The organism is Pseudoalteromonas sp. NZS100 (assembly GCF_015864815.1).
Taxonomy (GTDB): domain Bacteria; phylum Pseudomonadota; class Gammaproteobacteria; order Enterobacterales; family Alteromonadaceae; genus Pseudoalteromonas; species Pseudoalteromonas distincta.
This window is the reverse complement of the sequence record NZ_JADYWM010000018.1, coordinates 73,592-95,576: the sequence shown is the minus strand read 5'-3', so window position 1 is coordinate 95,576 and position 21,985 is coordinate 73,592. Positions and strand designations below refer to the sequence as shown.

The 21,985-nt window shown below is 39.5% G+C and carries 19 protein-coding genes and 1 tRNA gene; 9 read left to right on the top strand and 11 right to left on the bottom strand.

The features are described from left to right. Window positions 1-116: 116 nt before the first annotated feature. The 4 genes from I6E69_RS16515 to murB all read right to left on the bottom strand — a co-directional run bounded on the left by I6E69_RS16515 (window position 117) and on the right by murB (window position 3,025). Window positions 117-192, bottom strand: a tRNA-Thr gene (locus I6E69_RS16515). 126 nt (window positions 193-318) lie between these two features. Further along, window positions 319-1,029 (bottom strand): type III pantothenate kinase, encoded by a 711-nt coding sequence (locus I6E69_RS16510; protein WP_197121682.1) that lies wholly within the window; start codon window positions 1,027-1,029, stop codon window positions 319-321. Continuing rightward, complete coding sequence (gene birA / locus I6E69_RS16505) at window positions 1,026-2,018, bottom strand: bifunctional biotin--[acetyl-CoA-carboxylase] ligase/biotin operon repressor BirA (RefSeq protein ID WP_197121681.1); 993 nt, start codon at window positions 2,016-2,018, stop codon at window positions 1,026-1,028. The genes I6E69_RS16510 and birA overlap by 4 nt, the downstream gene beginning before the upstream one ends. Then, complete coding sequence (murB, locus tag I6E69_RS16500; RefSeq protein WP_149601948.1) at window positions 2,018-3,025, bottom strand: UDP-N-acetylmuramate dehydrogenase; 1,008 nt, start codon at window positions 3,023-3,025, stop codon at window positions 2,018-2,020. The genes birA and murB overlap by 1 nt, the downstream gene beginning before the upstream one ends. Before the next feature lie 143 nt (window positions 3,026-3,168). On the opposite strand from murB, the gene I6E69_RS16495 reads away from it, so the two are divergent. Beyond that, the gene (locus I6E69_RS16495; protein ID WP_039488662.1) at window positions 3,169-5,010 is read left to right on the top strand and encodes a M1 family metallopeptidase; all 1,842 of its coding nucleotides are present in this window, start codon (window positions 3,169-3,171) and stop codon (window positions 5,008-5,010) included. 58 nt (window positions 5,011-5,068) lie between these two features. Here the strand turns inward: I6E69_RS16495 and I6E69_RS16490 are convergent, their stop codons facing one another. After that, entirely contained in the window at window positions 5,069-5,668 is a 600-nt protein-coding gene (locus tag I6E69_RS16490; protein ID WP_004334921.1) for a DUF2057 domain-containing protein, read from the bottom strand. Between the two features lie 92 nt (window positions 5,669-5,760). Between I6E69_RS16490 and I6E69_RS16485 the strand changes: the two genes are divergently transcribed. The 3 genes from I6E69_RS16485 (at window position 5,761) to I6E69_RS16475 (ending at window position 9,328) form a co-directional block, all read left to right on the top strand. Then, a complete protein-coding gene (locus I6E69_RS16485; protein ID WP_197121680.1) occupies window positions 5,761-6,129 on the top strand; it encodes a histidine triad nucleotide-binding protein in 369 nt (122 codons plus the stop codon). A gap of 219 nt (window positions 6,130-6,348) precedes the next feature. Further along, window positions 6,349-7,005, top strand: coding sequence for a response regulator transcription factor (locus I6E69_RS16480; RefSeq protein WP_004334929.1), 657 nt, complete (start codon window positions 6,349-6,351; stop codon window positions 7,003-7,005). Between the two features lie 166 nt (window positions 7,006-7,171). Next, a complete protein-coding gene (locus I6E69_RS16475; RefSeq protein WP_024606307.1) occupies window positions 7,172-9,328 on the top strand; it encodes a response regulator in 2,157 nt (718 codons plus the stop codon). Window positions 9,329-9,358: 30 nt separating this feature from the next. Here I6E69_RS16475 and I6E69_RS16470 read toward each other — a convergent pair whose 3' ends face one another. The 3 genes from I6E69_RS16470 to I6E69_RS16460 form a co-directional block, all read right to left on the bottom strand. Continuing rightward, a complete protein-coding gene (locus I6E69_RS16470; protein ID WP_197121679.1) occupies window positions 9,359-10,774 on the bottom strand; it encodes a mannose-1-phosphate guanylyltransferase/mannose-6-phosphate isomerase in 1,416 nt (471 codons plus the stop codon). A gap of 75 nt (window positions 10,775-10,849) precedes the next feature. Next, window positions 10,850-11,623, bottom strand: a complete 774-nt coding sequence (locus I6E69_RS16465) for an amidohydrolase (RefSeq protein WP_024606305.1) — start codon at window positions 11,621-11,623, stop codon at window positions 10,850-10,852. After that, window positions 11,611-12,753, bottom strand: a complete 1,143-nt coding sequence (locus I6E69_RS16460) for a methionine aminotransferase (protein ID WP_197121678.1) — start codon at window positions 12,751-12,753, stop codon at window positions 11,611-11,613. The genes I6E69_RS16465 and I6E69_RS16460 overlap by 13 nt, the downstream gene beginning before the upstream one ends. A 108-nt stretch (window positions 12,754-12,861) precedes the next feature. On the opposite strand from I6E69_RS16460, the gene I6E69_RS16455 reads away from it, so the two are divergent. The 4 genes from I6E69_RS16455 to I6E69_RS16440 all read left to right on the top strand — a co-directional run bounded on the left by I6E69_RS16455 (window position 12,862) and on the right by I6E69_RS16440 (window position 15,894). Further along, window positions 12,862-13,491, top strand: a complete 630-nt coding sequence (locus I6E69_RS16455) for a methylthioribulose 1-phosphate dehydratase (protein WP_149601943.1) — start codon at window positions 12,862-12,864, stop codon at window positions 13,489-13,491. Continuing rightward, on the top strand, window positions 13,488-14,174 hold the full coding sequence (gene mtnC, locus I6E69_RS16450) for an acireductone synthase (RefSeq protein ID WP_197121677.1): 687 nt from the start codon (window positions 13,488-13,490) through the stop codon (window positions 14,172-14,174). The genes I6E69_RS16455 and mtnC overlap by 4 nt, the downstream gene beginning before the upstream one ends. Then, window positions 14,171-14,713 (top strand): acireductone dioxygenase, encoded by a 543-nt coding sequence (locus I6E69_RS16445; protein ID WP_197121676.1) that lies wholly within the window; start codon window positions 14,171-14,173, stop codon window positions 14,711-14,713. Before mtnC ends, I6E69_RS16445 begins: the two co-directional genes overlap by 4 nt. A gap of 116 nt (window positions 14,714-14,829) precedes the next feature. Continuing rightward, on the top strand, window positions 14,830-15,894 hold the full coding sequence (locus I6E69_RS16440; protein ID WP_004334940.1) for a RelA/SpoT domain-containing protein: 1,065 nt from the start codon (window positions 14,830-14,832) through the stop codon (window positions 15,892-15,894). Here I6E69_RS16440 and mtnA read toward each other — a convergent pair. Continuing rightward, window positions 15,883-16,911: an S-methyl-5-thioribose-1-phosphate isomerase gene (gene mtnA, locus I6E69_RS16435; protein ID WP_197121675.1), complete on the bottom strand. Its 1,029-nt coding sequence runs from the start codon at window positions 16,909-16,911 to the stop codon at window positions 15,883-15,885. The two genes, I6E69_RS16440 and mtnA, sit on opposite strands and share 12 nt — an antisense overlap. A 129-nt stretch (window positions 16,912-17,040) precedes the next feature. Here mtnA and mtnK point away from each other — a divergent pair, with 129 nt between their 5' ends. Then, the gene (gene mtnK / locus I6E69_RS16430) at window positions 17,041-18,258 is read left to right on the top strand and encodes an S-methyl-5-thioribose kinase (RefSeq protein WP_197121674.1); all 1,218 of its coding nucleotides are present in this window, start codon (window positions 17,041-17,043) and stop codon (window positions 18,256-18,258) included. 46 nt (window positions 18,259-18,304) lie between these two features. Here the strand turns inward: mtnK and I6E69_RS16425 are convergent, their stop codons facing one another. Both I6E69_RS16425 and I6E69_RS16420 read right to left on the bottom strand, forming a co-directional pair. Then, on the bottom strand, window positions 18,305-19,786 hold the full coding sequence (locus I6E69_RS16425; protein WP_138489912.1) for an FMN-binding glutamate synthase family protein: 1,482 nt from the start codon (window positions 19,784-19,786) through the stop codon (window positions 18,305-18,307). Between the two features lie 175 nt (window positions 19,787-19,961). Beyond that, a complete protein-coding gene (locus I6E69_RS16420) occupies window positions 19,962-21,740 on the bottom strand; it encodes a DUF885 family protein (protein WP_197121673.1) in 1,779 nt (592 codons plus the stop codon). Window positions 21,741-21,985: the final 245 nt, after the last annotated feature.

The window sequence follows — 21,985 nt, the reverse complement described above, 5'->3', positions numbered from 1 at the left end:
GAGCTGGATTCGAACCAGCGAAGGCTGAGCCGTCAGATTTACAGTCTGATCCCTTTGGCCGCTCGGGAACCCCTCCACGATAATTCTCTACTAATTCACTTCCGGTAAAAGGAAAGTGGTGCCGACTAACCGAGTCGAACGGTTGACCTACTGATTACAAGTCAGTTGCTCTACCAGCTGAGCTAAGTCGGCACTGCTTTAGTACGGGGCGAGATATTAGAGTAAGGTTTATTGGGATGCAACTATAAAATTAAAAAAAGTGTAAATTTTTAGTTTAAATGCTCAATATTCACGCGAAAACACGTTTTTTGCACTTTTTTATGTTGTTTTGCTTAGCTGGTGCCAGTAATTTAACCCCTTCATTACGAGTAATGAATCAAAAATACTTCCCTCAAATTGCTGTTGTAAAAGCAAGCCATAGCCACCAGCAAAAATTATTTGTACTTTTTGCTCTGTTTTTTTATCCGTTAAGTGCAACTTAGCTTGCTCAATTGCTCCAATGGTTGCCACTAAAGCACCATTTTTTAAACCATTAGGCGTGTTTTTACCCAGTTCATTGGTAAATGGAGTTTTACTATCATCAAAAACACGTTGAGTATTTTGTGTAAGTGATGAGGTCATTAAATCAAGCCCAGGTAAAATCCAGCCACCTAAATGCAACCCTCCACTACTAAGCACATCAATTGTTGTCGCAGTACCCGCATCAACAACAATGCATGCTGTGTTTGGATATAACGTAAATCCAGCAATAAGCGCAAGCCACCTGTCTATGCCTAAGTTAGCTACATGCTCGTAAGCGCATACAAGATCTCCAAGCGTTTTGGTTACCTTGGCTTCAAAACAAATAATATTATTGCTAGCCGCTTGCGCGAGAATATCGTTTAGTAAATCACTGCGCCCTACACATGCATAAATCACTTCGGTTATTTGTAACCAAGGCAGGTTATTTATATCTGCCGGTTGTGCTTGCTCGTTATGCCACAACACAGCTTTTAATGATGTATTTCCTACGTCGATCAATAATCTCATAATTGCGCCTTTCTAAGGGAGACTTCCCCGCCGTAATAACTTTTTACTTCCCCGTCTTGGCGAATTCGTATTCCACCTTGTGCGTCAATACCTTCACATATTCCACGCCAGCTTCTGTGCCCTGTGTTTAGTTCAACATATTCACCAGCAAACGCATTGAGCAAATTCCATTGCTTATACATAGCTTGCAAACCCGTTTGACGATACTGCGCTAAACGCTGCTCCAAATGATGAGTAAGAGAAGCCACAAGTTGGTTTTTATCAAGCTTTTGAGTATGTTGATTTAAGTCGGTCCACGCTTGGTCTATATGCTGACTAAAGCTCTCAGGCATTTGTAAATTAATACCGATACCAATCACTAACTGACAAGGTCCTTGCGGTTGTCCATCTAATTCAACCAATACACCTGCAAGTTTTTGCTTATTTATATAAATATCGTTAGGCCACTTAAGTTCTACGTCAACTTGGTATAACGCTTTAATAGCATCATAAACAGCTAGGCCTACCGCAATTGATACGCCCATTGCAGCTTGTAAGCCGTCATCTAAACGCCAAAAGTAACTGTAATACAAATTAGCGCCAAATGGGGATTGCCAAACACGGCCGCGTCTACCACGTCCTGCTTGCTGCATTTCAGCAACAATAACAGTGCCAGACTCAAGCGTTGTTTTGGCCTGTATACGGCGCATGAGCTCGCTGTTGGTCGAATCAATAATAGGGTGTACTTCTACATCGGCAGTATTTGCACCTAGCGCTTTGTAGTGCTGATCAATTTGCGTTTTATTTAAAAGGCCCACCTGACTATTCAAACAATAGCCTTTGCCAGTCACTTTAAAAATATCCAAGCCCATTTCTTGTAACGTTTTAATATGTTTACTTACCGCAGCCCGGCTAATACCTAGCGTTTCACCCAAGGCTTGGCCAGATACAAAGCCTCCTTGGTTGAGTGCATTTAAAATAGCGAGTTTGTTCCCATCAGGTGCTTTCATTACTTAGGCTCCGCGTTAATATGGCATTCGCTGCGTGCATTAATTAAACGTACTTCATGCTCTAACTTAATGTTGTAACGCCTATAAACAACTTGCTGAATGTGTTTAATCATTTTTATTAGGTCGCTGCCTTCACTATTTCCATGATTAACAAGTACTAGAGCTTGTTGTTGATGCACTTCTATACCAGCCTCGCGGTGCCCTTTTAAACCACTTTGATCGATTAGCCAGCCTGCTGCGACCTTGTGATGACTTTGCCCATATTCGTAATGAGGTAAATCGGCAAATTGCTTTAATAGCTCAGCTAACTGCTGGTTGGTTATTATTGGATTTTTAAAAAAGCTGCCCGCATTGGCAAGTGTATATGGGTTAGGTAATTTGCTATTACGCGTTTTTATAACCTGATCGAATACAGCTTGCGGGGTGATGCTTGAGAGCTGCTGCAAAGGGCCATAATTTAATACTGGTTGCCATTTTTTTGGGAGCGCTAAGTGTACTTGCGTGATCACCGCTTTATTTTTAAGGGCATGTTTAAATATTGAGTCTCTGTAAGCAAATTCACATTGCTCGTTATTTAATGAATGCATAGTGTTAGTGGTTATATCAAAGTACTCTACCAACTCAACAAATTTAGCTATCTCAACGCCATAAGCACCAATATTTTGTACCGGCGATGCGCCAACAGTGCCCGGTATAAGTGCTAGATTTTCAAGCCCTGGTATATTTTTCTCTAATAAATAGCTAACTAGTTGATGCCAGTTTTCGCCTGCGGCAATACTTATTAGTGTGTCGCTCTCGCGCTCGGTAATTTTAATACCTTTTAAAGCTATTTTTATAACCGTACCCATGTAGTCATTTAAAAATACGGTATTACTGCCCTCGCCCAGCAAACAAAACGGTGCACTAAAACTTTGCGTTTTAAGTTGCTCAAGCTGAGTAATTTCAACAAAATTTTGGCATTGGCTGTTTAATGCGAATGTATGTAAGGAGTGTAATGAATGCGCCACAAAGCTCTCTAAAAATACCGGTAACTAATCGCAATAGTTTACCTCATCGTCGCAAATGTGGCACTAGATTGTAAAAATCACTCAACCCGCCGTGTCAATCGTGATATAAAACCAGCACTTTTTTATTTGTGTTCAGAGTAATGATGAAAATTAAACCTCTTTTTTTAAGCCTCGCTATGGCGGGTATGTGTTCGCAAGCAATGGCTAATGCGATTGACCAAAACTCGTATGCTAACCTTGATGATGTTGTTACTACTCACTTAAACCTTGATTTAGATGTCGATTTTGCCGACAAGCAGTTAGAAGGTTTTGTAGAGCATACTCTTCAGTGGAACAACAGCAAAAGTAGAACTCTCGTACTTGATACCCGCGACTTAGACATTGATAAAGTAATGTACAAAGATCAAAGCGGTAACTGGAAAAAAGCGACTTTTGATTTAGCTAAGCGAGATGACGTTAAAGGTTCAAAGCTTACTATTGTGTTTAAAAACCAAGCTGAAGTAGTTCGTATTTATTACAACAGTCGTCCAGAAGCTTCAGGCCTGCAATGGTTAACACCAGAGCAAACGGCAAGTAAAACGCATCCATTTATGTACAGCCAATCGCAAGCAATTCATGCACGTAGTTGGATCCCAGTGCAAGATACACCCGCAATGCGTGTAACTTACTCTGCACGAATTCATACACCAAAAGATATACGTGCTGTAATGAGTGCCGATAACAAAGATGCGCTTTATAAAGATGGCGACTACATTTTTGATATGCCACAAGCAATTTCACCTTACCTAATTGCTATTGGCGCAGGTAACTTAGAATTTAAAGCAATGTCGCATCAAACAGGCATATTTGCTGAACCGACAATTTTAGATGCCTCAGTTGCTGAATTTGACGACACCCAAGCCATGATCGATAAAACAAACGCGATGTACGGCGAATATGCATGGGGTCGCTACGACTTATTAATGCTACCACCAAGTTTTCCGTTTGGTGGCATGGAAAACCCACGCTTATCATTTATTACTCCAACGGTTGTTGCTGGTGATAAAAGCTTAGTTAACCTTATTGCCCATGAGCTTGCTCATTCTTGGTCAGGTAACTTAGTAACTAACGCAACGTGGGAAGATTTATGGTTAAACGAAGGTTTTACCTCGTACGTTGAAAACCGCATTATGGAAGAAGTATTTGGCCGTGACCGTGCGGTTATGGAACAAGCACTTGATTCAGCGTCTTTACGCGCACAACTTAAAACAATTGATGCACCAGATACACGCCTTAATTTAAAACTTAACGGCCGCGACCCAGACGATGCGTTTAGCTCAGTGCCTTATACTAAAGGTCAATTATTTTTAATTTACCTAGAAAACAAATATGGTCGCGATAAATTTGACCCGTTTGTAAAAGCGTACTTTAAAGAGTTTTCGTTTAAATCTCTTACTACCGCGCAATTTGTTACTTACTTAAAAGCTAACTTAATTGAAAAGTATCCTGGTGTTGTAAGCATGGATAAAGTAAACGAATGGATTTTTGAACCTGGATTACCAAGTGATGCGCCAAACCCTACTTCTGATGCATTTGATAAAGTAGATACTGCAACAGCAGCATGGTTAAAAGGCGACACAACTGCAGCTCAACTGCCAACAGCTGATTGGTCTGTGCATGAGTGGCTACACTTTTTAAATAACTTACCACGTGATTTAAGCCAAGAGCACATGGTAGAGCTTGACTCAGAATTTAACCTAACACAGTCAACTAATGCCGAACGTGCATTTGCTTGGTTTATGCTAGCAGTAGGAAATGGTTATCAACCAATTTACCCTGCACTTGATAAGCACTTATCAGGTATTGGCCGTCGTAAATTAATTGTCCCGTTATATAAATCCCTTATCACTAACGGTAAAAAAGAGTGGGCACAAAGCGTGTACTTAAAAGCACGCCCTGGGTATCACCCACTTGCACAAGGTACTATTGACGCATTATTTGAATAAATAGCGTTAACTAGAAACTAAAAAGGGCCAAATTTGGCCCTTTTGTTTTGCTATTTTTCTACTTTGTCACTTTTTCTAAAAAAGCTTTACGCTCTGCAGTTGTGGCTTGTTGCCACCAAAAATCAAGCATTTGCGGCGCACTTGGCATGCCTTTACCTGTAATGGGTGCTATCGGCTTTATTGGCTGACTAGGACGAGAAGGTCCTGCAGGCATTGTATTTTGCATTACCGGTTTATTGCTTGCTAGCTGCGTGTTAGAAATAACACTTAAAGGCTTAGCAACAGCGCTACTTTTTGCTTTTAAACTAACTTGTGGTGCTTCTGCAAATACTTTTGCAGATACTGCATTTTCAGCACGATTAAACACTAAGGTATAATCTTTACCTGCTTCAACAGTTACACTTACCCAAAATGGTTCCGACTCCACAACTTCATGCGTGTCATAATCATCTTCATATAAATCGGTATATTTTAGCCTAAGCTGGTAAGTTCCTGGCGCAAGCTCTACATCATCAATACGGCTAAACAAAGAGCTTTCTAGCATTTTATCGCCCACTTGTAGTGGTACAATTTCTTCTGGAAAGTGAATGTTTTCAGCATTAGCCGAAAAACTAAGTAGTAATGCAACTGCGCTACTGATTAAAATTGGTTTAAGCATATTAACTCCTTTATTTGATTTCAGTTTGACACTGCTTTGAAAGTTTGTCATTAGTGAGCTTAAAATTCATAACACTTAATTAGGAACACACTATGAGCCAAGAGACTATTTTTACCAAAATAATTAATCGTGAAATTCCGGCTGACATTGTCTACGAAGATGAAGACACCCTCGCATTTAAAGATATAAATCCACAAGCGCCATTTCATGTGTTAATTATCCCCAAAAAAGCAATTGCTACTATAAATGATATAAATCCTGAAAACTCACATTTAATAGGCAATTTATACGTTGTTGCGGCAAAATTAGCTAAGCAACACAATTTTGCTGAGGACGGATACCGCGTGGTCATGAACTGTAACGAACATGGTGGACAAACCGTTTATCACATACATTTACATATGCTTGGCGGTAAAGAAATGGGATGGCCACCTTACCAAAATGTAAAAAAAGTAAATTAATTAAAAATTTTTATCTAACTATTCTGCTCAACCAATTAGTTACAAATGTTATGATTTTTCATGGTTATAAAGAATAAATAGTTACTTATTTGCAACATTTTATGTTTAAATAATCGTAAAATCGTATTTGTTATTGAGTGCTTCAGCGACTTTCTAATACAAAAGGTGCGGAAGTCGTGATAAACTTAAACAGTCAGCTTTATAAAAGAGTATAAAAACATGAGCAGTTCAGCCTTTTTGTTATTAGATCAAGAGCCAATTAACACTATTGGTATTAACGTTTTAGAACCTTTGTTAAAAACGCAAGGCCTTGACGTAACCACGGGTACTAATATTTTAGATATACCTGAAGGGACTCGACTTTTGTTTATCGAAACATCTAGCAAGGATGCATGGGGAAAACTAAAAGAACAACTAGTAAACCTACGTATTAAATGCGATATCATATTATTTAATCTAGACGAAAACCCTGAGCTTGCTAATCGTGCATTGTTGAGCGGTATTCGTGGCGTATTTTACACAACAGATAACGCCGATGTATTAATGAAAGGTATTCGCTTACTACTTGAAGATCAGCTTTGGTACCGTCGCGATATTATGTGTAATGCATTAAATCGTATGCTGCAATTTAATAAAGATGCGCTGCATAAACTAACCGAAGGCGATATTGAGCCTGTTAAACTTACTAAGCGAGAAAAAGCAATAATCTCATTAATGAGTAAAGGTTCGAAGAATAAAGAAATCGCAGAAGATTTAAGTATCAGTCCACACACAGTTAAAACACATTTATATAGCGCATTTAGAAAAACTAAATGTCGTAACCGTATTGAGCTCCTATCTTGGGCACAACAAAATATCCCTGATGAAATTCGTTAATCATATATTTAGTTTAAAATTAAAAACAGACACTAAGGTGTCTGTTTTTGTATGTGTTACACACTTATTGAATACCAATTTGCTTGCCTAAGTGATCTGCTTTGATAATTGGTATAAGTGTATACTTTTGATAATCTTAGTTTAAAACTACTTTGCTGGAATATTAATGCTCGACTCTTTCACTCTTTATTTTGCCAGCATCGCCATCATGGTTGTAATGACCTTACTTAACTTTTTAACATGGCGAACGAACAAACAAATATCGGGCACGCTGCTATACATTTTCTATCCCATATTGCTATTAGGCTCTGTTATTGGTTTTACGCTTGTTGGTGATACACATAACTTAGTAATTATTAGCGCTGCCAGTAGCATGATGTTTGCCGCATCAATAGTGCATTGTTTATCGCTCAGTCAGTTTTTAAATTATCACGGCATTGGTTTTAAATTACTTTGCTCAGTGACCGCTTTTTGCACTGTAATGCTTGGCTATTACACCTTTTTTGACCCATCTTTACACGAAAGAGTGATTGCATCCGATATACAGCACATAGCAGAAGCCGGCTTTTTACTCTTTATATTTATTAAGTACGCGCGCAAACCCTACCCTAATGGCAGCATTGTATACATAACCATTTTAACGCTTGTTGCTTTAAGCTTTATCGGCCGCTCGTTATTTATGGATAACATTGAACAAAAAAATCTTTTAGTAAACGGCTGGTTTAGCTCTTTATTATTTTTAAATGGCGTAATTGCACCCATGTTTTATGCTGCAGGTATGGCCTTATTATGTAATGAGCGCAGAGAGCAGCACCTCAATAAACTCGCCGATAAAGCACAAAAAGACTTAGAAATACGCGGGCTCTTTTTATCAACAATAAGCCACGAAATTCGCACCCCACTAAACGGTATTTTAGGCAGCGCCCAACTTGTTATGAACCAAACAAGTGATACCCGCAATAAAGCCTATTGCGAGGCGATTATAAATTCTGCCGAATCACTTAACTTGTTAGTAGATAAGGTCCTTGATTACGCGAGCCTAGATCAAAGTGACGAAGCGCTTTACGAAGAAGATGTAGAATTTAAAACATGGCTTAATAATTTATGTTTATTACTAAGCCCAATGGCCGAGCAAAAGCAGCTAAAATTTGAGCTTATCTATAATATTCCTGAGCAAGCCTGTTATTACTGCGACCAACAAAAACTTAGACAAATAATTATTAATTTAGTCGGTAACGCTATTAAATTTACAGATCACGGAACCGTTAAAATTCAGGTTGATTTAGTATTAGAAAAACAACTTGAGCACACGATAAAAATTAGTGTCAAAGATTCAGGACCAGGTATAGAAAATGATGAGATAGCCTACTTAACAGAACCTTATGTACAAAGTAGCGCAGGAAAAGAAAAAGGCGGAACCGGCCTTGGTTTAGCTATTACTAGCCGCCTGCTTGAGAAGCTCAGTAGCCGACTCGAAATAGCCAGCCAGCTTGGTACTGGTAGTGTATTTAGCTTTACCGTTACTTTTACTTTAGGTGAATTAAGCCTTGTAGAGCAGCGCCATCAAACTAAAGATTACTTAACAGGTCTTGATGTACTACTGGTTGAAGATTTAGATTTAAATCAAAAAATTGCTATAGAATTTATGGCCGACGATGAACACAAAATTAAGCTCGCAAAAGATGGAAAAAGCGCCATAGAGCTCATGCAAGCCCACCACTTCGATGTTGTTTTACTTGATATGAACCTACCTGATTTAACAGGCCAAGAAGTACTTAAACGTCTAAAACGCATTGATCATAAAAATCAACGAACGCCAGTACTCGCGTTTACTGCAAGCCTTAGTCCTGACGAGGTAAAAGAGTATTTAGAATTAGGAATAAAAGACATTGTAGGCAAGCCTATTAAGCACGAAAAGCTTCGTCAAGCACTTAGCGACTCTCAATCTAATCAAACTGCGAGCATTGCAGTAGAGCTTATTGATACCTTGTATGACAAAACAGCGGCCGAAACACTCACCAGCTCATTTAGTGAAGATGAAGTATCGTCGATTTATAATGAGTTTGTGCTTTCGGCGCGTAACAAGCTAATTCGCTGTCAAAAGCTTATTGACCAACAACCAGAGCAATGCATTAAACTTTTACATCGCCAAGCAAGTACCGCTCTGCAACTTGGTTTTAATCGCTATGGTATTGAGCTTAAAAAAATAGAGCGCCGTTTACTCGATAAAAAGCCACATAACGACATGCTTGATGAAGCGTTAGATCTGTGGCAACGCAGCTTAGAGCAATATTTAAAGTTTGTGCGTGGGCAGTTAGAGTAATAGTGAATTAGCTTTAAAAAAAGCTAATGATTAGCCTCTTCCATATTTATCATCAAATCGCTCTATATCGCTTTCATCAAGCACAGTACCGGTTTGCACTTCAATGACAATTAACGGCTCTTTTTGATTATTAGCCAAACTATGAATTTGCTTAGCCGCGATATAACACGATTGGTCGTGCGTTAGCGTATACGCTTGCTCATTAATACACACATCTGCAATACCCGAAACCACCACCCAATGCTCAGCGCGATGCTGATGGCGCTGCGTCGAAAGCTTAGCACCGCTATTAACAGTAATTTTTTTAACTTTAAAGCCAGTGCCTTCAACCAAAGTACGGTAATTCCCCCATGGGCGAAAAACCACTTGATGATGATTAAGTTTATCAGCCTGTGTTGTAGCAATTTGCTTAAGCAACAAAGGCAGAGAATCTAGCTCATTTTGGTTTGCAATTAACGTGGCATCATGAGTATGAATAATTGCTAAACTGCTTACTCCAAGCGTGGCAATAGTGTGTTCAGCCTCGTTAATAACTAAGTTATTAGTGCTTTTTTGAGCCATATAATTAGCATTTAAGCTATTACCGTTTTTATCTTTTTTTGTAAGCGCATCAAGGGATGAAAAACTACCTACATCACTCCATTTTAAATCAACAGGCATAACAACTACGTTATTACTGCGCTCTAAAATGGCGTAATCAATTGAATCGCTTGGGCAGTGTTCAAGCGCACTGTTGCTTGGGCGGGTAAACCCTAAATCTTTAGTAAATTGTGCTGCTGCAGCGACACTCGTTGCTATTTTTGGCGCAAACCGCTCGAGCTCTTTTAAATAGGTCGCTGGGGTAAATAAAAACATGCCGCTATTCCAGCTATAACCACCTTGAGCTAAATAACGGTTCGCTGTATCTAAGTCAGGCTTTTCTTTAAATTGAGCAACATCGTAACAACCCGTACCGGCAATAGCCGCGCCTTGTTTTATATAACCATAACCGGTATGCGGCTCTGTAGGAGTAATAGAAAATGTCACTAACTTACCTTGCTCGGCAAGTTTTACAGCTTCTGGGAGCTTAGCCGTTAATACATCAAAGTTTTTAATATGATGATCGGCAGGCATCACTAATAGCGGGCCGGTAATCCCATTTTGCAGCGCATAGTGGGCGGCTAATGCGATGGCAGGAGCGGTATTTTTACCTTTGGGTTCGAGTAATAACGCAGTAGGAATTGAGCTTGCAGCTTGCTCGGCGGCAATAAATCGGTGCTGCTCATTACACACTAAAATAGCATTATCAAATAAGTTATTAGAAACACGCGCCAATGTACTTTGCAGTAATGACGTGTTTTCACTAAGTAGTGGTAAAAATTGTTTAGGCATTGCTTGGCGAGAGAGCGGCCACAAGCGAGAGCCTATGCCACCTGCTAAAATTACAGGAGTGATTAAAGTGTTCATAATGTACATTAGCCGCCAACAAAAATATCAGCGACTATTTTAACACTTTATTGGCTCTGCGCTAAATTAACGTGTTTATATTAATGTAAAAGAGTCTGCATCTAAATAGGCAGGAAACGCTGCTTTAAACTCATCCAGTGGCGCTTTTTCAAGCGTGATAGTAACTAGTTGCTCTGCGTCATCTTGCGCTTTAGTTAACGCATCACCTTTGAAGTCGTATACCGCTGTACCGCCATTGTGCGCCACACCATTACCGTCTTCCCCCACGCGATTAACACCTACTACGTAACATAGGTTTTCCATTGCACGCGCCATAAGTAACGTATCCCAAATATGGCGGCGCACAGCAGGCCAGTTTGCTACGTTTATCATTACATCGTAGTCGTTATTATTACGTTGAAATACCGGAAAGCGCAGGTCATAGCATACTTGCGGTAATAGTTTAAAACCATTGATTTCAAAAACTTTGCGCGCTTGCCCTGCTACAACGTAATCGCCCTCGCTGCCTAAGCGAAATAAATGGCGTTTATCGTAATAACTCACCTCACCATCGGGCTTTACCCAATAAAACCGATTCGCTTTTTTATCGCCTTGTGCAACAAGTACCGAACCTGCAATAACCGCATTATGTTTATGAGCCTGCGCCTTTAACCACGTCAGTACTTTACCGTTTTCAGGCTCTGCACAATCTAAATTAATAGCAAAGCCAGTCGAGAATGTTTCGGGCAGTAAAATAAGATCGGGCTGATGCGTAATTGCTTCAAGCTGCTTATTAAACATGGCTAAATTAGCATCTTTATCAAGCCAATAAAGCGAGCTTTGCAATGCTGTAATGGTTAAAGTTGACATAATATTTGCGCAGCCTCTATGAGAGTGTTGTCGTTTTTAGCAAAGCATAAACGAATTACTTTGTCGGTTGGTGGATTTTGATAAAAAACACTTAACGGAATAGCCGCAACACCGGCTTGCTCAACTAACCAATGGCAAAATTCAACATCGTTTAAATCCGATACATCGCTGTAATCTAACAATAAAAAGTAAGTGCCTTGGCTAGGTAAAATTTTAAAACGGCTGTTACTTAAATGACTCGCTAATAAGTCGCGTTTTTGCTGATAAAACCCGCTTAGCTCATCTATATGCTCGCCTTGCCGCTCGAGCATATCGGCAAGCGCATGCTGTGCGGGGGTAAAACTAGAAAACGTAACGTATTGATGAATTTTTCTAAATTCGACAGCTAAATCTGCAGGTGCAATACAGTAACCCATTTTCCAGCCCGTGCTGTGAAACGTTTTACCAAAACTCGATACAACAAAGCTTTTGGTAAATAATTCATCATCGCGTAATGCGCTTAAATGCGGTTGCTGATCAAACGTAATGTGCTCATATACCTCATCGCTTATTACATATAAATTGTGAGTACCAACTAACTTTTTAAGCTCTTTTATATCTTGTGGCTGTAATATTTTACCGCTTGGGTTATGAGGCGTATTTATAATAATTGCACGGGTATTTTTAGTAATTGCTTGGCTTACTACTTGCCAATCAATGGTGTAATTTGGCGCACTTAAAGCAATGTGTACCGACTTTCCACCAGCGAGTTCAATTGCCGGTTGGTAAGAGTCATATGCAGGGTCAAATACAATCACTTCATCACTGGGGCGCACAATTGTTTGAATAGCCACAAACAATGCCTCTGTTGCACCCGAGGTAACAGTCACTTGATCAGCTGCGTTTATATCAACTGCATATTTGCGCTTTGCTAAATCAGCAATTTGTTGCTGTAATCTTGGTACACCACTTGAAGGTGAATATTGATTAACGCCCTGCTGCACATAATAATTTAGCTGCGTTTTTAAAAGATCAGGAGCATCAAACTCAGGAAAGCCCTGAGAGAGATTAATTGCCGAAAACTCATTAGCCAACCCGCTCATTTGGCTAAATATACTAACGCCTAAATTTGGTAATTTACTTTCAAACACGTGATGCCCTTAATGATGGTTTTGCGCTTAAAGCGATGCTATCATTGCTTAAAACAGAAGTATAGCCGTCTAAAAACAATTAACTTTACGCTCATTAGTGAGGAATGTATGCAAAACAATACCGCTATTTCACAACTTATTGAAGCCGGAAAATGGGTTAGCCAAAAAGGCTGGGTACCCGCAACAGGCGGAAACTTTTCAGCTCGTACTAGCACTGGCTTTGTTGTTACAGCAAGTGGGCACGATAAAGGCTCATTGACGCAAGAGCATTTTTTGCAATTAGATCACCAAGGCGAGCGCCTAGCAGGAGCTGCAAAACCATCGGCAGAAACACAATTACACCTAAGTTTGTATCAGCTTATACCTGATGCGCAGTGTGTTTTGCATACTCACTCTGTAGCCGCTACCGTACTGTCGCAAATTACCCAAGGGCATCAGCTTGATTTAACAGGCTATGAAATGCAAAAAGCACTGAGCGGCTTTACTTCGCATTTAGAAACGCTGAGCATTCCTATTTTCGATAACGATCAAGATATTGACCGATTAAGCCTACTGGTCAGTGACCATCATTTACACACGCCTATAGAGCATGGCGTACTGATACGTGGTCATGGTTTATATGCAGTAGGACGTAATATTGATGAAGTTCGTCGCCACTTAGAAGCCTTAGAGTTTTTATTTAGCTGCGAACTAGAGCGCCTAAAAATAATAGGCATTCAAGCGGGAGTAACTAAATGATTAAAGCCATTTTAACCGACATCGAAGGCACAATAACCCGTATCTCGTTTGTTAAAGAGGTGTTGTTTCCTTACGCAGCAAAACAGTTACCTACCTTTGTACGTGCCAATGCTAATAAGCCAGATGTAGCTGAGCAAATTAGTGCCGTAAAAGCCCTTATCGAAAAGCCAAACGCCGATATTGAAGAAGTCATTAGCACTTTACTTACCTGGATTGATGAAGATAAAAAAATCACTCCACTTAAGCAATTACAAGGCTTAATTTGGCAAACAGGGTATGAACACGGTGATTTTAAAGGTCATTTATACCCAGATGCATTTGATTTTTTACAAGCTCAACACAACAACGATATTACTTTATATGTGTACTCGTCAGGGTCAGTAAAAGCGCAGCAGCTACTTTTTAAATACAGTGATTATGGTGACATTCGCAGCTTGTTTACTGACTTTTTTGACACCAAAGTTGGCGCAAAACAAGAGCAAATTGCCTATAACACCATTGTGGAGCTGTTACCGTTTAAAGCAGCAGAAATACTCTTTTTAAGTGATGTAGCCGGCGAGCTTGATGCCGCGCAAGCTGCAGGCTTAAAAACACTACATTTAATTCGTGATGGGCAAGCAAGCACTAAAGCACACCCTTATATTAATGACTTTAGCCAATTTAAATTGGAGCAATTAGTATGAGTCAATTAACAATATATGCTGACAACGATGCAAGCAAAGCACTTGTAAGCACATCAAATGCTGATGATATTACAAAGCAGCTAGCTAAAGTAAACGTACGCTTTGAACAGTGGCAAGCAAATGCAGATATTAATGAGCACACCACCCATGAGCAAATTATTAGTGCGTACAAAAACGATATAGATCGGTTAAAAACCGAAAATGGCTATCAAACAGTAGACGTTATATCTCTAACTAAAGGTAATCTTGGCGCATCAGAGCTGCGCAAAAAGTTTTTATTTGAACATACTCATAGTGAAGACGAAGTGCGTTTTTTTGTAAAAGGCCAAGGGCTATTTTGCCTGCATTTAGGCAATAAAGTTTACCAGGTACTTTGCCAACAAGGCGATTTAATTTCAGTGCCTGAACTTACCCCGCATTGGTTTGATATGGGAAGCGACCCTGAGTTTACTGCCATTCGCTTATTTAACAATACAGAAGGCTGGGTGGCAAAAAGCACTGCCTCGTCTATTGCAGAGCAATTTCCCTTGCTCGATTAATAAAGCTCAGTGCACGCATTTTCTATAAGCGTATTTATGCTATTTGCAGGATGACTTCAATCACTTAACTCTGTAATATTATTTTAGTAATGCAGCTGATAAAGAGTAACTTTCTAATGGTGAACGAACAATATCAAAAGTCTAAACAACAACTAGCCTACTCACGTAAGCAAGTTGAAAAGGCTGGTCGTATTTTTCGTAAAAATGAAGGTGATTTTGACTTTGCAATAGAGGTTGTACAGAACTATCGTGCAGCACATTTATATCCGCTGACTATTATTAAAAATCTTGTATGGAAACATGTAAAAAAGCTTCATTTGCTAGAATCGGCGACCATAGTTAGACGCTTAAAGCGCTTGCCAACTATTATAGATAAGTTACAAAGAGCCTCGTTGGATGGTAAAAGTGAAAACGCAATAAATCTGAAGCGAATGCACGACATAGGTGGCTGCCGAGTAATCTTAGATAATCTAGAGCATCTATATCAACTCAACGCCAGTTTAGATTCGAGTAGAGCTGTTCATAGCGTTAAATCATATGATTATATTGAAAACCCAAAAGCGACAGGCTATAGAGGTATTCATCGTGTTTATAAAAGTTATAACAATTTAAAATCTCACGATTATAAAGGCTTTCAAATTGAAGTTCAGTTACGCACTAGGCTTCAGCACCTTTGGGCTACTACTGTTGAAATTGTAGATATTATTGAAAAAGAAACACTAAAAACTAATCCCCAAGCAGCCGACACAGATTGGAAGCGATTATTTTTTATCATGGGTGAGTTTCTTGCAGTCAAAGATGGTTCAAATCAATTAAGTTCACAACAATCGCAGGCCTTTGTTGATGAGCTTTCGGCACTAAATAAAAAGCTAGCCGCATTTCATAAGCTTGATGCATTTAATCGCGCATTCCAAGTTGACGAAATTAAAAATAAATCGAAAGATACAGGCTTTGCTTTACTCGTTCACAACACAGAAACACAAATGGGTCGAGTCTTTTTATATGCAGAGAATAAAAAGCAAGAAGCTCTAACACATTACGCCGAACAAGAAAAACAAACTCACAATAACGTGCTTCTGGTAGCAGGGAGCGACTTGAAATCTATAGAAAAAGCCTACCCCAACTACCTAAATAGTACCTCTGAGTTTCTTTCAGAATTCAGTCGCATATTATTGAGTTAGCTCTTTAAGTTTACCCATTAATACTTGTTGCTGGTTATACACACCAGTATCTAACACCCACCCTGTGACCAGTTTTGCCGGCGTTATATCAAATGCAGGGTTATATACATTAGCATTGATGGGAGCCCATAGAGCCTCGCCAAAGCTACCGCTAACTCCGCGCACTTCTTGAGGATTTCGTTGCTCTATTTCTATATCATCACCACACGCGGTGTTGGTATCAAGCGTGGTAATAGGCGCAACTACATAAAATGGAATGTTATGAAAATACGCAAGTACGGCTAAATTATAGGTGCCCACTTTATTAGCAAAATCACCATTGGCGGCAATACGATCAGCCCCCACTACTATTTTATCTACCTTACCTGCAGCCATTAAACTTGCTGCCATATTATCGCAAATTAATGTGTAAGGTATTTCCCAGCGCTCAAGCTCAAAGGCAGTTAAGCGACCGCCTTGTAATAATGGTCGTGTTTCATCAACCCACACATGTACGTTGCCATGTTTTTGCTGCGCTTTGTAGATAACACCTAGTGCAGTACCAATACCAGCGGTTGCAAGCGCCCCTGTATTACAATGAGTTAATATGTTGTCGCCACTTTTTATAAGCTCGGCACCACGGTTTGCCATTCGTTCACACAGCTCAATATCTTCAATAAACAACCGCTCAGCAGTACTAACAATACCGGCAACATAATCGCTTTGCGTTAAAGCTTTTCGCAATGCCGCCATACAATGCATTAAATTAACCGCCGTTGGACGAGTGGCTTCTAGTTCATTGATTGCTTTTTCAAGCTCACTTTTCACTACCCCTTGCTCAGCTAAATACGCCACTAACAAGCTCGCGCCTAAACCAATAAGTGGGGCTCCACGCACTTTTAAGTTAATGATCAGCTCTTTCATGGTTTCTACATCATGGCACTGATGCCATACCTGCTGGTGAGGTAGTAAATATTGGTCGAGCACACTAAGCGACCCGTTTTCATATTTTAAACTGCTTGCGATTAAGTTTTGCATAATGCTTAAGGTATTAAAAATGCGTAACGTTATTTTACACCACTTTGAATAACTCTCAAGTTAGACTTGTAGACATCTAAACATTTAAAAGTATAGAATGCTTAAAAGCTGATTTTTGAGATTTAAACCATGACTAACTATGTTGCTTTTAATGCACAGGGCGCTATCGATTACGTATCGACATTAATTGAATCTAAACAATGTAATTTTTTTGAATCCGGACAAACCTTATCGGCATATGAGTTTGGTGATGGCAATCTTAATTTAGTATTTAGAATTACTGATGAGCAAAATAATAGTGTTATTTTAAAGCAAGCTCTGCCTTACGCGCGTTGCGTAGGTGAGTCGTGGCCACTAACGCTTGATAGAGCCCGTATAGAAGCACAAGTTTTACTTAACCATGGTGCTATTTGCCCTACTTATACTGCTAATGTTTTACATTATAGTGAAATACAAGCGCTGACTATTTTAGAAGATTTAGGTAATTTACAAATATTGCGTACTGCACAAAATAATGCAGAGCAATTCCCTAAATTGGCACAGCATGTAGCGACCTACTTAAGCCACACCGGCTTTTATAATTCAGATTTTTACTTAACCGCGCAAACTAAAAAAGCACTCGTTAGCCAATTTACTAATCCTGAGCTTTGCCAAATCACTGAAGACTTATTTTTTAGCGATCCGTACATTGAGCACGAACGCAATAACTACCCAAAGCAACTACAAAACGAAGTTGATGCAATACAAAAAAACAACGCATTAAAGTTAGAAATAGCAAAACTAAAAGCTAATTTTTTATCTAACCCGCAAACATTACTTCATGGAGATATGCACAGCGGTAGCATTTTTGTTGATTGTAATAACACAAAGATGATTGACCCGGAGTTTGGCTTTTTTGGGCCTATTGGGTTCGATATTGGCTCTTTTATTGGTAATTTACTATTGAATTACTGCGCACAATACGGGCATATTGAAGACTTTGTAGCACGTCGCAATTACCAAACACATTTACTTAGCTGTATCGTAGACACCTATAGTTTATTTGAGCAGCAATGGCTTGAATTAATACGCACTAAAACATTAGATGAATCATTAGCGCCAGTAGGCTATGCGCAATACTTTATGAAAAACGTATTGCAAGATGCTGTTGGTTACTGTGGTGCTGAGTTAATTAGGCGTACTATAGGGCTTGCGCACGTAAGCGATATAGATAGTATTAGTGATGACAATGCGCGCCTTACAGTGCAAAAACAAACATTAGCACTAGGCGAGCAACTTATTTTAAATGCACAAACATGCAACAACAAAGAAGCATTTTTTAGTTTATTAATAAGCCAATTAAACTAACAAGCATTAAAAAAGGCGCTATAAGCGCCTTCTAGTTAGTTAAAACTTACTTGTAGTTTTCATAAATTTTATCAAGCGGCTCTGAAAGCCCACTTTCTTGCACTATACGTACATGCTTACGAGCCAACTCACGTGCACTTGTTACACCGCATGAGTGAGCAATTAAACCGGCTCCGTAATGAATATATTTATTATAGTTAGCTACTCGTTGCGCTTTATCAGCTACATTTAAGCCGCGTTGCAAACGCTCGTTATGCGTAGTGATCCCGGTTGGACAGGTATCTTTATTACATTGCATTGCCTGAATACAGCCCAGTGCAAACATATGACCACGAGCCGATACAACAAAATCAGCACCGAGCGCCAATGCCCAAGCAACCTTTGAAGGAACGATTAATTTACCCGATGCAATAATTTTCACGCGATCTCTAAGGCCGTGCTTTTCAAGCATATTAACTACAAGCGGCAAGCTTTCGCGCAGTGGTAAACCCACCGAATCCATAAGCGGCTGCGGTGCAGCCCCCGTACCACCATCAGCACTATCAATTGTTATAAAATCAGGTGCCGACTCAATGCCACGATGATTTATTTCTGCAAATAACGTTTCTAACCAGGTGTAATCACCAATAACGGCTTTAAAGCCTGTTGGTTTTCCTGTGGCATTACGTACAGTGGCAATCATATCGAGAATATCAGCTGGGTTTTTAATTTCAGGGTGTCCATTTGGGCTAATCGAATCTTGCCCTTCTGGAATACCCCTAATTTTAGCTATTTCGGCGTTAACTTTGCGCCCTGGTAACATACCGCCTTTACCTGGCTTTGCACCTTGGCTCATTTTTAGCTCGAACATTTTGACTTGTTCGTGAGCTGCTATTTCTTTAAGTTTTTCGGTGCTTAAGTTTCCATGCTCGTCTCGGGCACCATATTTAGCTGTACCAATTTGAAATACCAAATCGGCGCCACCTTCAAGGTGGTAAGGGCTTAAGCCCCCTTCACCTGTGTTCATCCAGCAACCCGCCAATTTAGCACCTTTTGATAAAGCGCGCACAGCAGGCTTTGAAAGCGCACCAAAGCTCATGCCCGACACATTAAATAACGAATTAGTGGTGTAAGGTGTTTTACAATACGGACCTAAAGTAACATTACTCGGGTCGAGTGCTTCTTCATCTAAAGTAGGAAAAGCACAGTTCATAAACATAACCGTACCCGTCACTTCTAAGCTTTGTGTTGAACCAAATGCCGCGGTGCGATCGACATCTTTTGCTGCGCGGTAAACCCAACTGCGCTCAGCGCGGTTAAATGGCATTTCTTCTCGATCGAGGGCAAAAAAGTATTGTCTGAAAAATTCACCTTGGCGTTCAAAAAAATATCGAAAGCGGCCAATTACTGGGTAGTTACGCCTAATAGCATGTTTTGTTTGTGTTATATCGCGAAAGTAAAAAATAATAACAGTAAGCACAATTAACCCAAGTGCGATAATAAAAATACTCGCAAATACGTCAATACTAAACATAATGAAATTGCTCATCTAAGGCCCCTTGATGGCTATATTTTTAAATAATACCTATTGCGTAGTATGTGAATATTTTGACGATTGGAGTCGCTAAAATAAACTACATTACTAGGTATGTGGTATAAAAAAGGTGTTGCGGTCAAAATGACACAACACCTTTGTTTGTTCAAGGTTTATAAGCCCTACAAAGCTAATTTTGCAGCTTAGTTAACTCATTTTTTATATATAAACGTACCTGTGTTTCTAATACTGACAAGGGCACTGAACCATGGCGAAGAACCTGATGGTGAAATTCGCGAATATCAAAATTTGGTCCAAGCGCTTGCTCTGCTTCAACACGTAAACGTTTAATAGTTAACTCACCAATTTTGTATGACAGTGCCTGAGCTGGCCAAGATATATAACGGTCAGTTTCTGTTTTAACATTATGCAGCGAAAGCGCGGTGTTCTCGCTCATAAAGTTCATAGCTCGCTCGCGGCTCCAGCCATACATGTGCATCCCTGTATCAACAACCAAACGTGCTGCTCGCCACATTTCATAAGTTAAGCGACCAAAACGGCTATATGGGTCTTGATAAAAGCCTGCCTCTAAACCTAAATATTCAGAGTAAAGCCCCCAACCTTCGCCAAATGCCGAAAGGTAAGCATCACGACGATAGCTCGGCAAATTTTCAAGCTCTGCATTAAGTGATATTTGTAAATGATGACCTGGCACTGCTTCGTGCAACGTTAATGCTTCTAAAACATACAAAGGGCGCTTATCTAAAGCGTAAGTATTTACCCAGTAGTATCCAGCTTCATCATCTCGATTAGAGCCAGAATACCGACCTGTTGTGTATTTAGGGGCAATACTTGCGGGCACCGGTGCCACGCCATAAGGTTTGCGCGGTAAGGTATGAAATAACTTAGGCAGCTGTGCATCCATTTTTTTAGCAATGTAAGATGCTTCTTTCAAAAGTTGCTCAGGTGTTGTTGCGTAAAACTGTGGGTCGGTACGTAAAAAGTGAATAAACTCAGCAAATGAGCCTTTAAAACCAACTTCTTTTATTACAGCTTCCATTTCACCTCGAATGCGAGCAACTTCTTTTAAGCCTAGCTCGTGGATCTCTTTAGGTGTCATGTCGGTAGTGGTGTAATGCTTAGCACGGTTTTTATAAAAAGCTTTGCCATTAGGGGTTTCTGAAATACCAATACTTGTGCGGGCGCCCGGTTGGTATTGCTCAGTAAAAAACGTTAAGTAGCCTTTATATGCTGGTATTACTTTATTTTTTAAAACAACTTTAGCTCGCTGTTGAAGTGCATAAAAGTCACTCTCACTTAAACTGGCAGTGTTAGCTAAAAACGGTTTATAAAATTCTGATTGAGTTACATCATCAACAATATAAGTACTTATGGAGTCTTCGTATCCTTCTAACACTGCTTTTGGTTGGGTGAGACCTGTTTCGAGCCCTTTTTTCATCCAATATATATTTTGCTCAAAAAAGCGGGGAATTTGTGCTAAACGTGCAAGGTATGTCTCTAAATCTTGCTCTTTTTTATATTGGGAACTGTTAACGATGTACGACAGACCGGAGTGAAAACCATACTCAGATGTAAGCGGCATGTAATGCGCATTAAACACATATTCGTCTACACTATTTTGCACTTGAGCACGAATAATACTTAAGTTAATTTGATTTTCGTCACTAAGCTTAGTTGCATCTACGCCATCTAAGTCTGCTAATAATTGAGTATTACTTTTGTACTGCTCTGCTAGAAATTCAGGCGATAAATTGGCAAGTAAATAGCCATCAACCCCTTTTGAACTGCTATAAGGGTTTATACTTTCTCTATATTGAACAATAGATTGTGCCACTTGAGTAAACTGCTCATTCGCATTGGGTGTGGTTATTTGACATGCACTTAACGAACATAAAGCAGTTATGCCAAGAAGCGTTTGGCGAAGCGTTTTTGGTAAAAAAAGATTCATTATTATTTAACTTGATGATGCAATAGATTGCATAAAACTATCGTAGGCTAAAGAAATAGCAAGTAAATGAGACAAACTAGCATATTGAAATAATGCTACATACGTTAACAGAAGTAAAAACCAGCCGAATTGATGAGAAAAACAGCGATTGGGCTGCTAAAGTAAAATTTAAGTTCCCTAACTATCGTTTTTGCTTTTAAATAGCGCGGATAATGATTACTGTATAAAAAAATAATAAAAAGCTC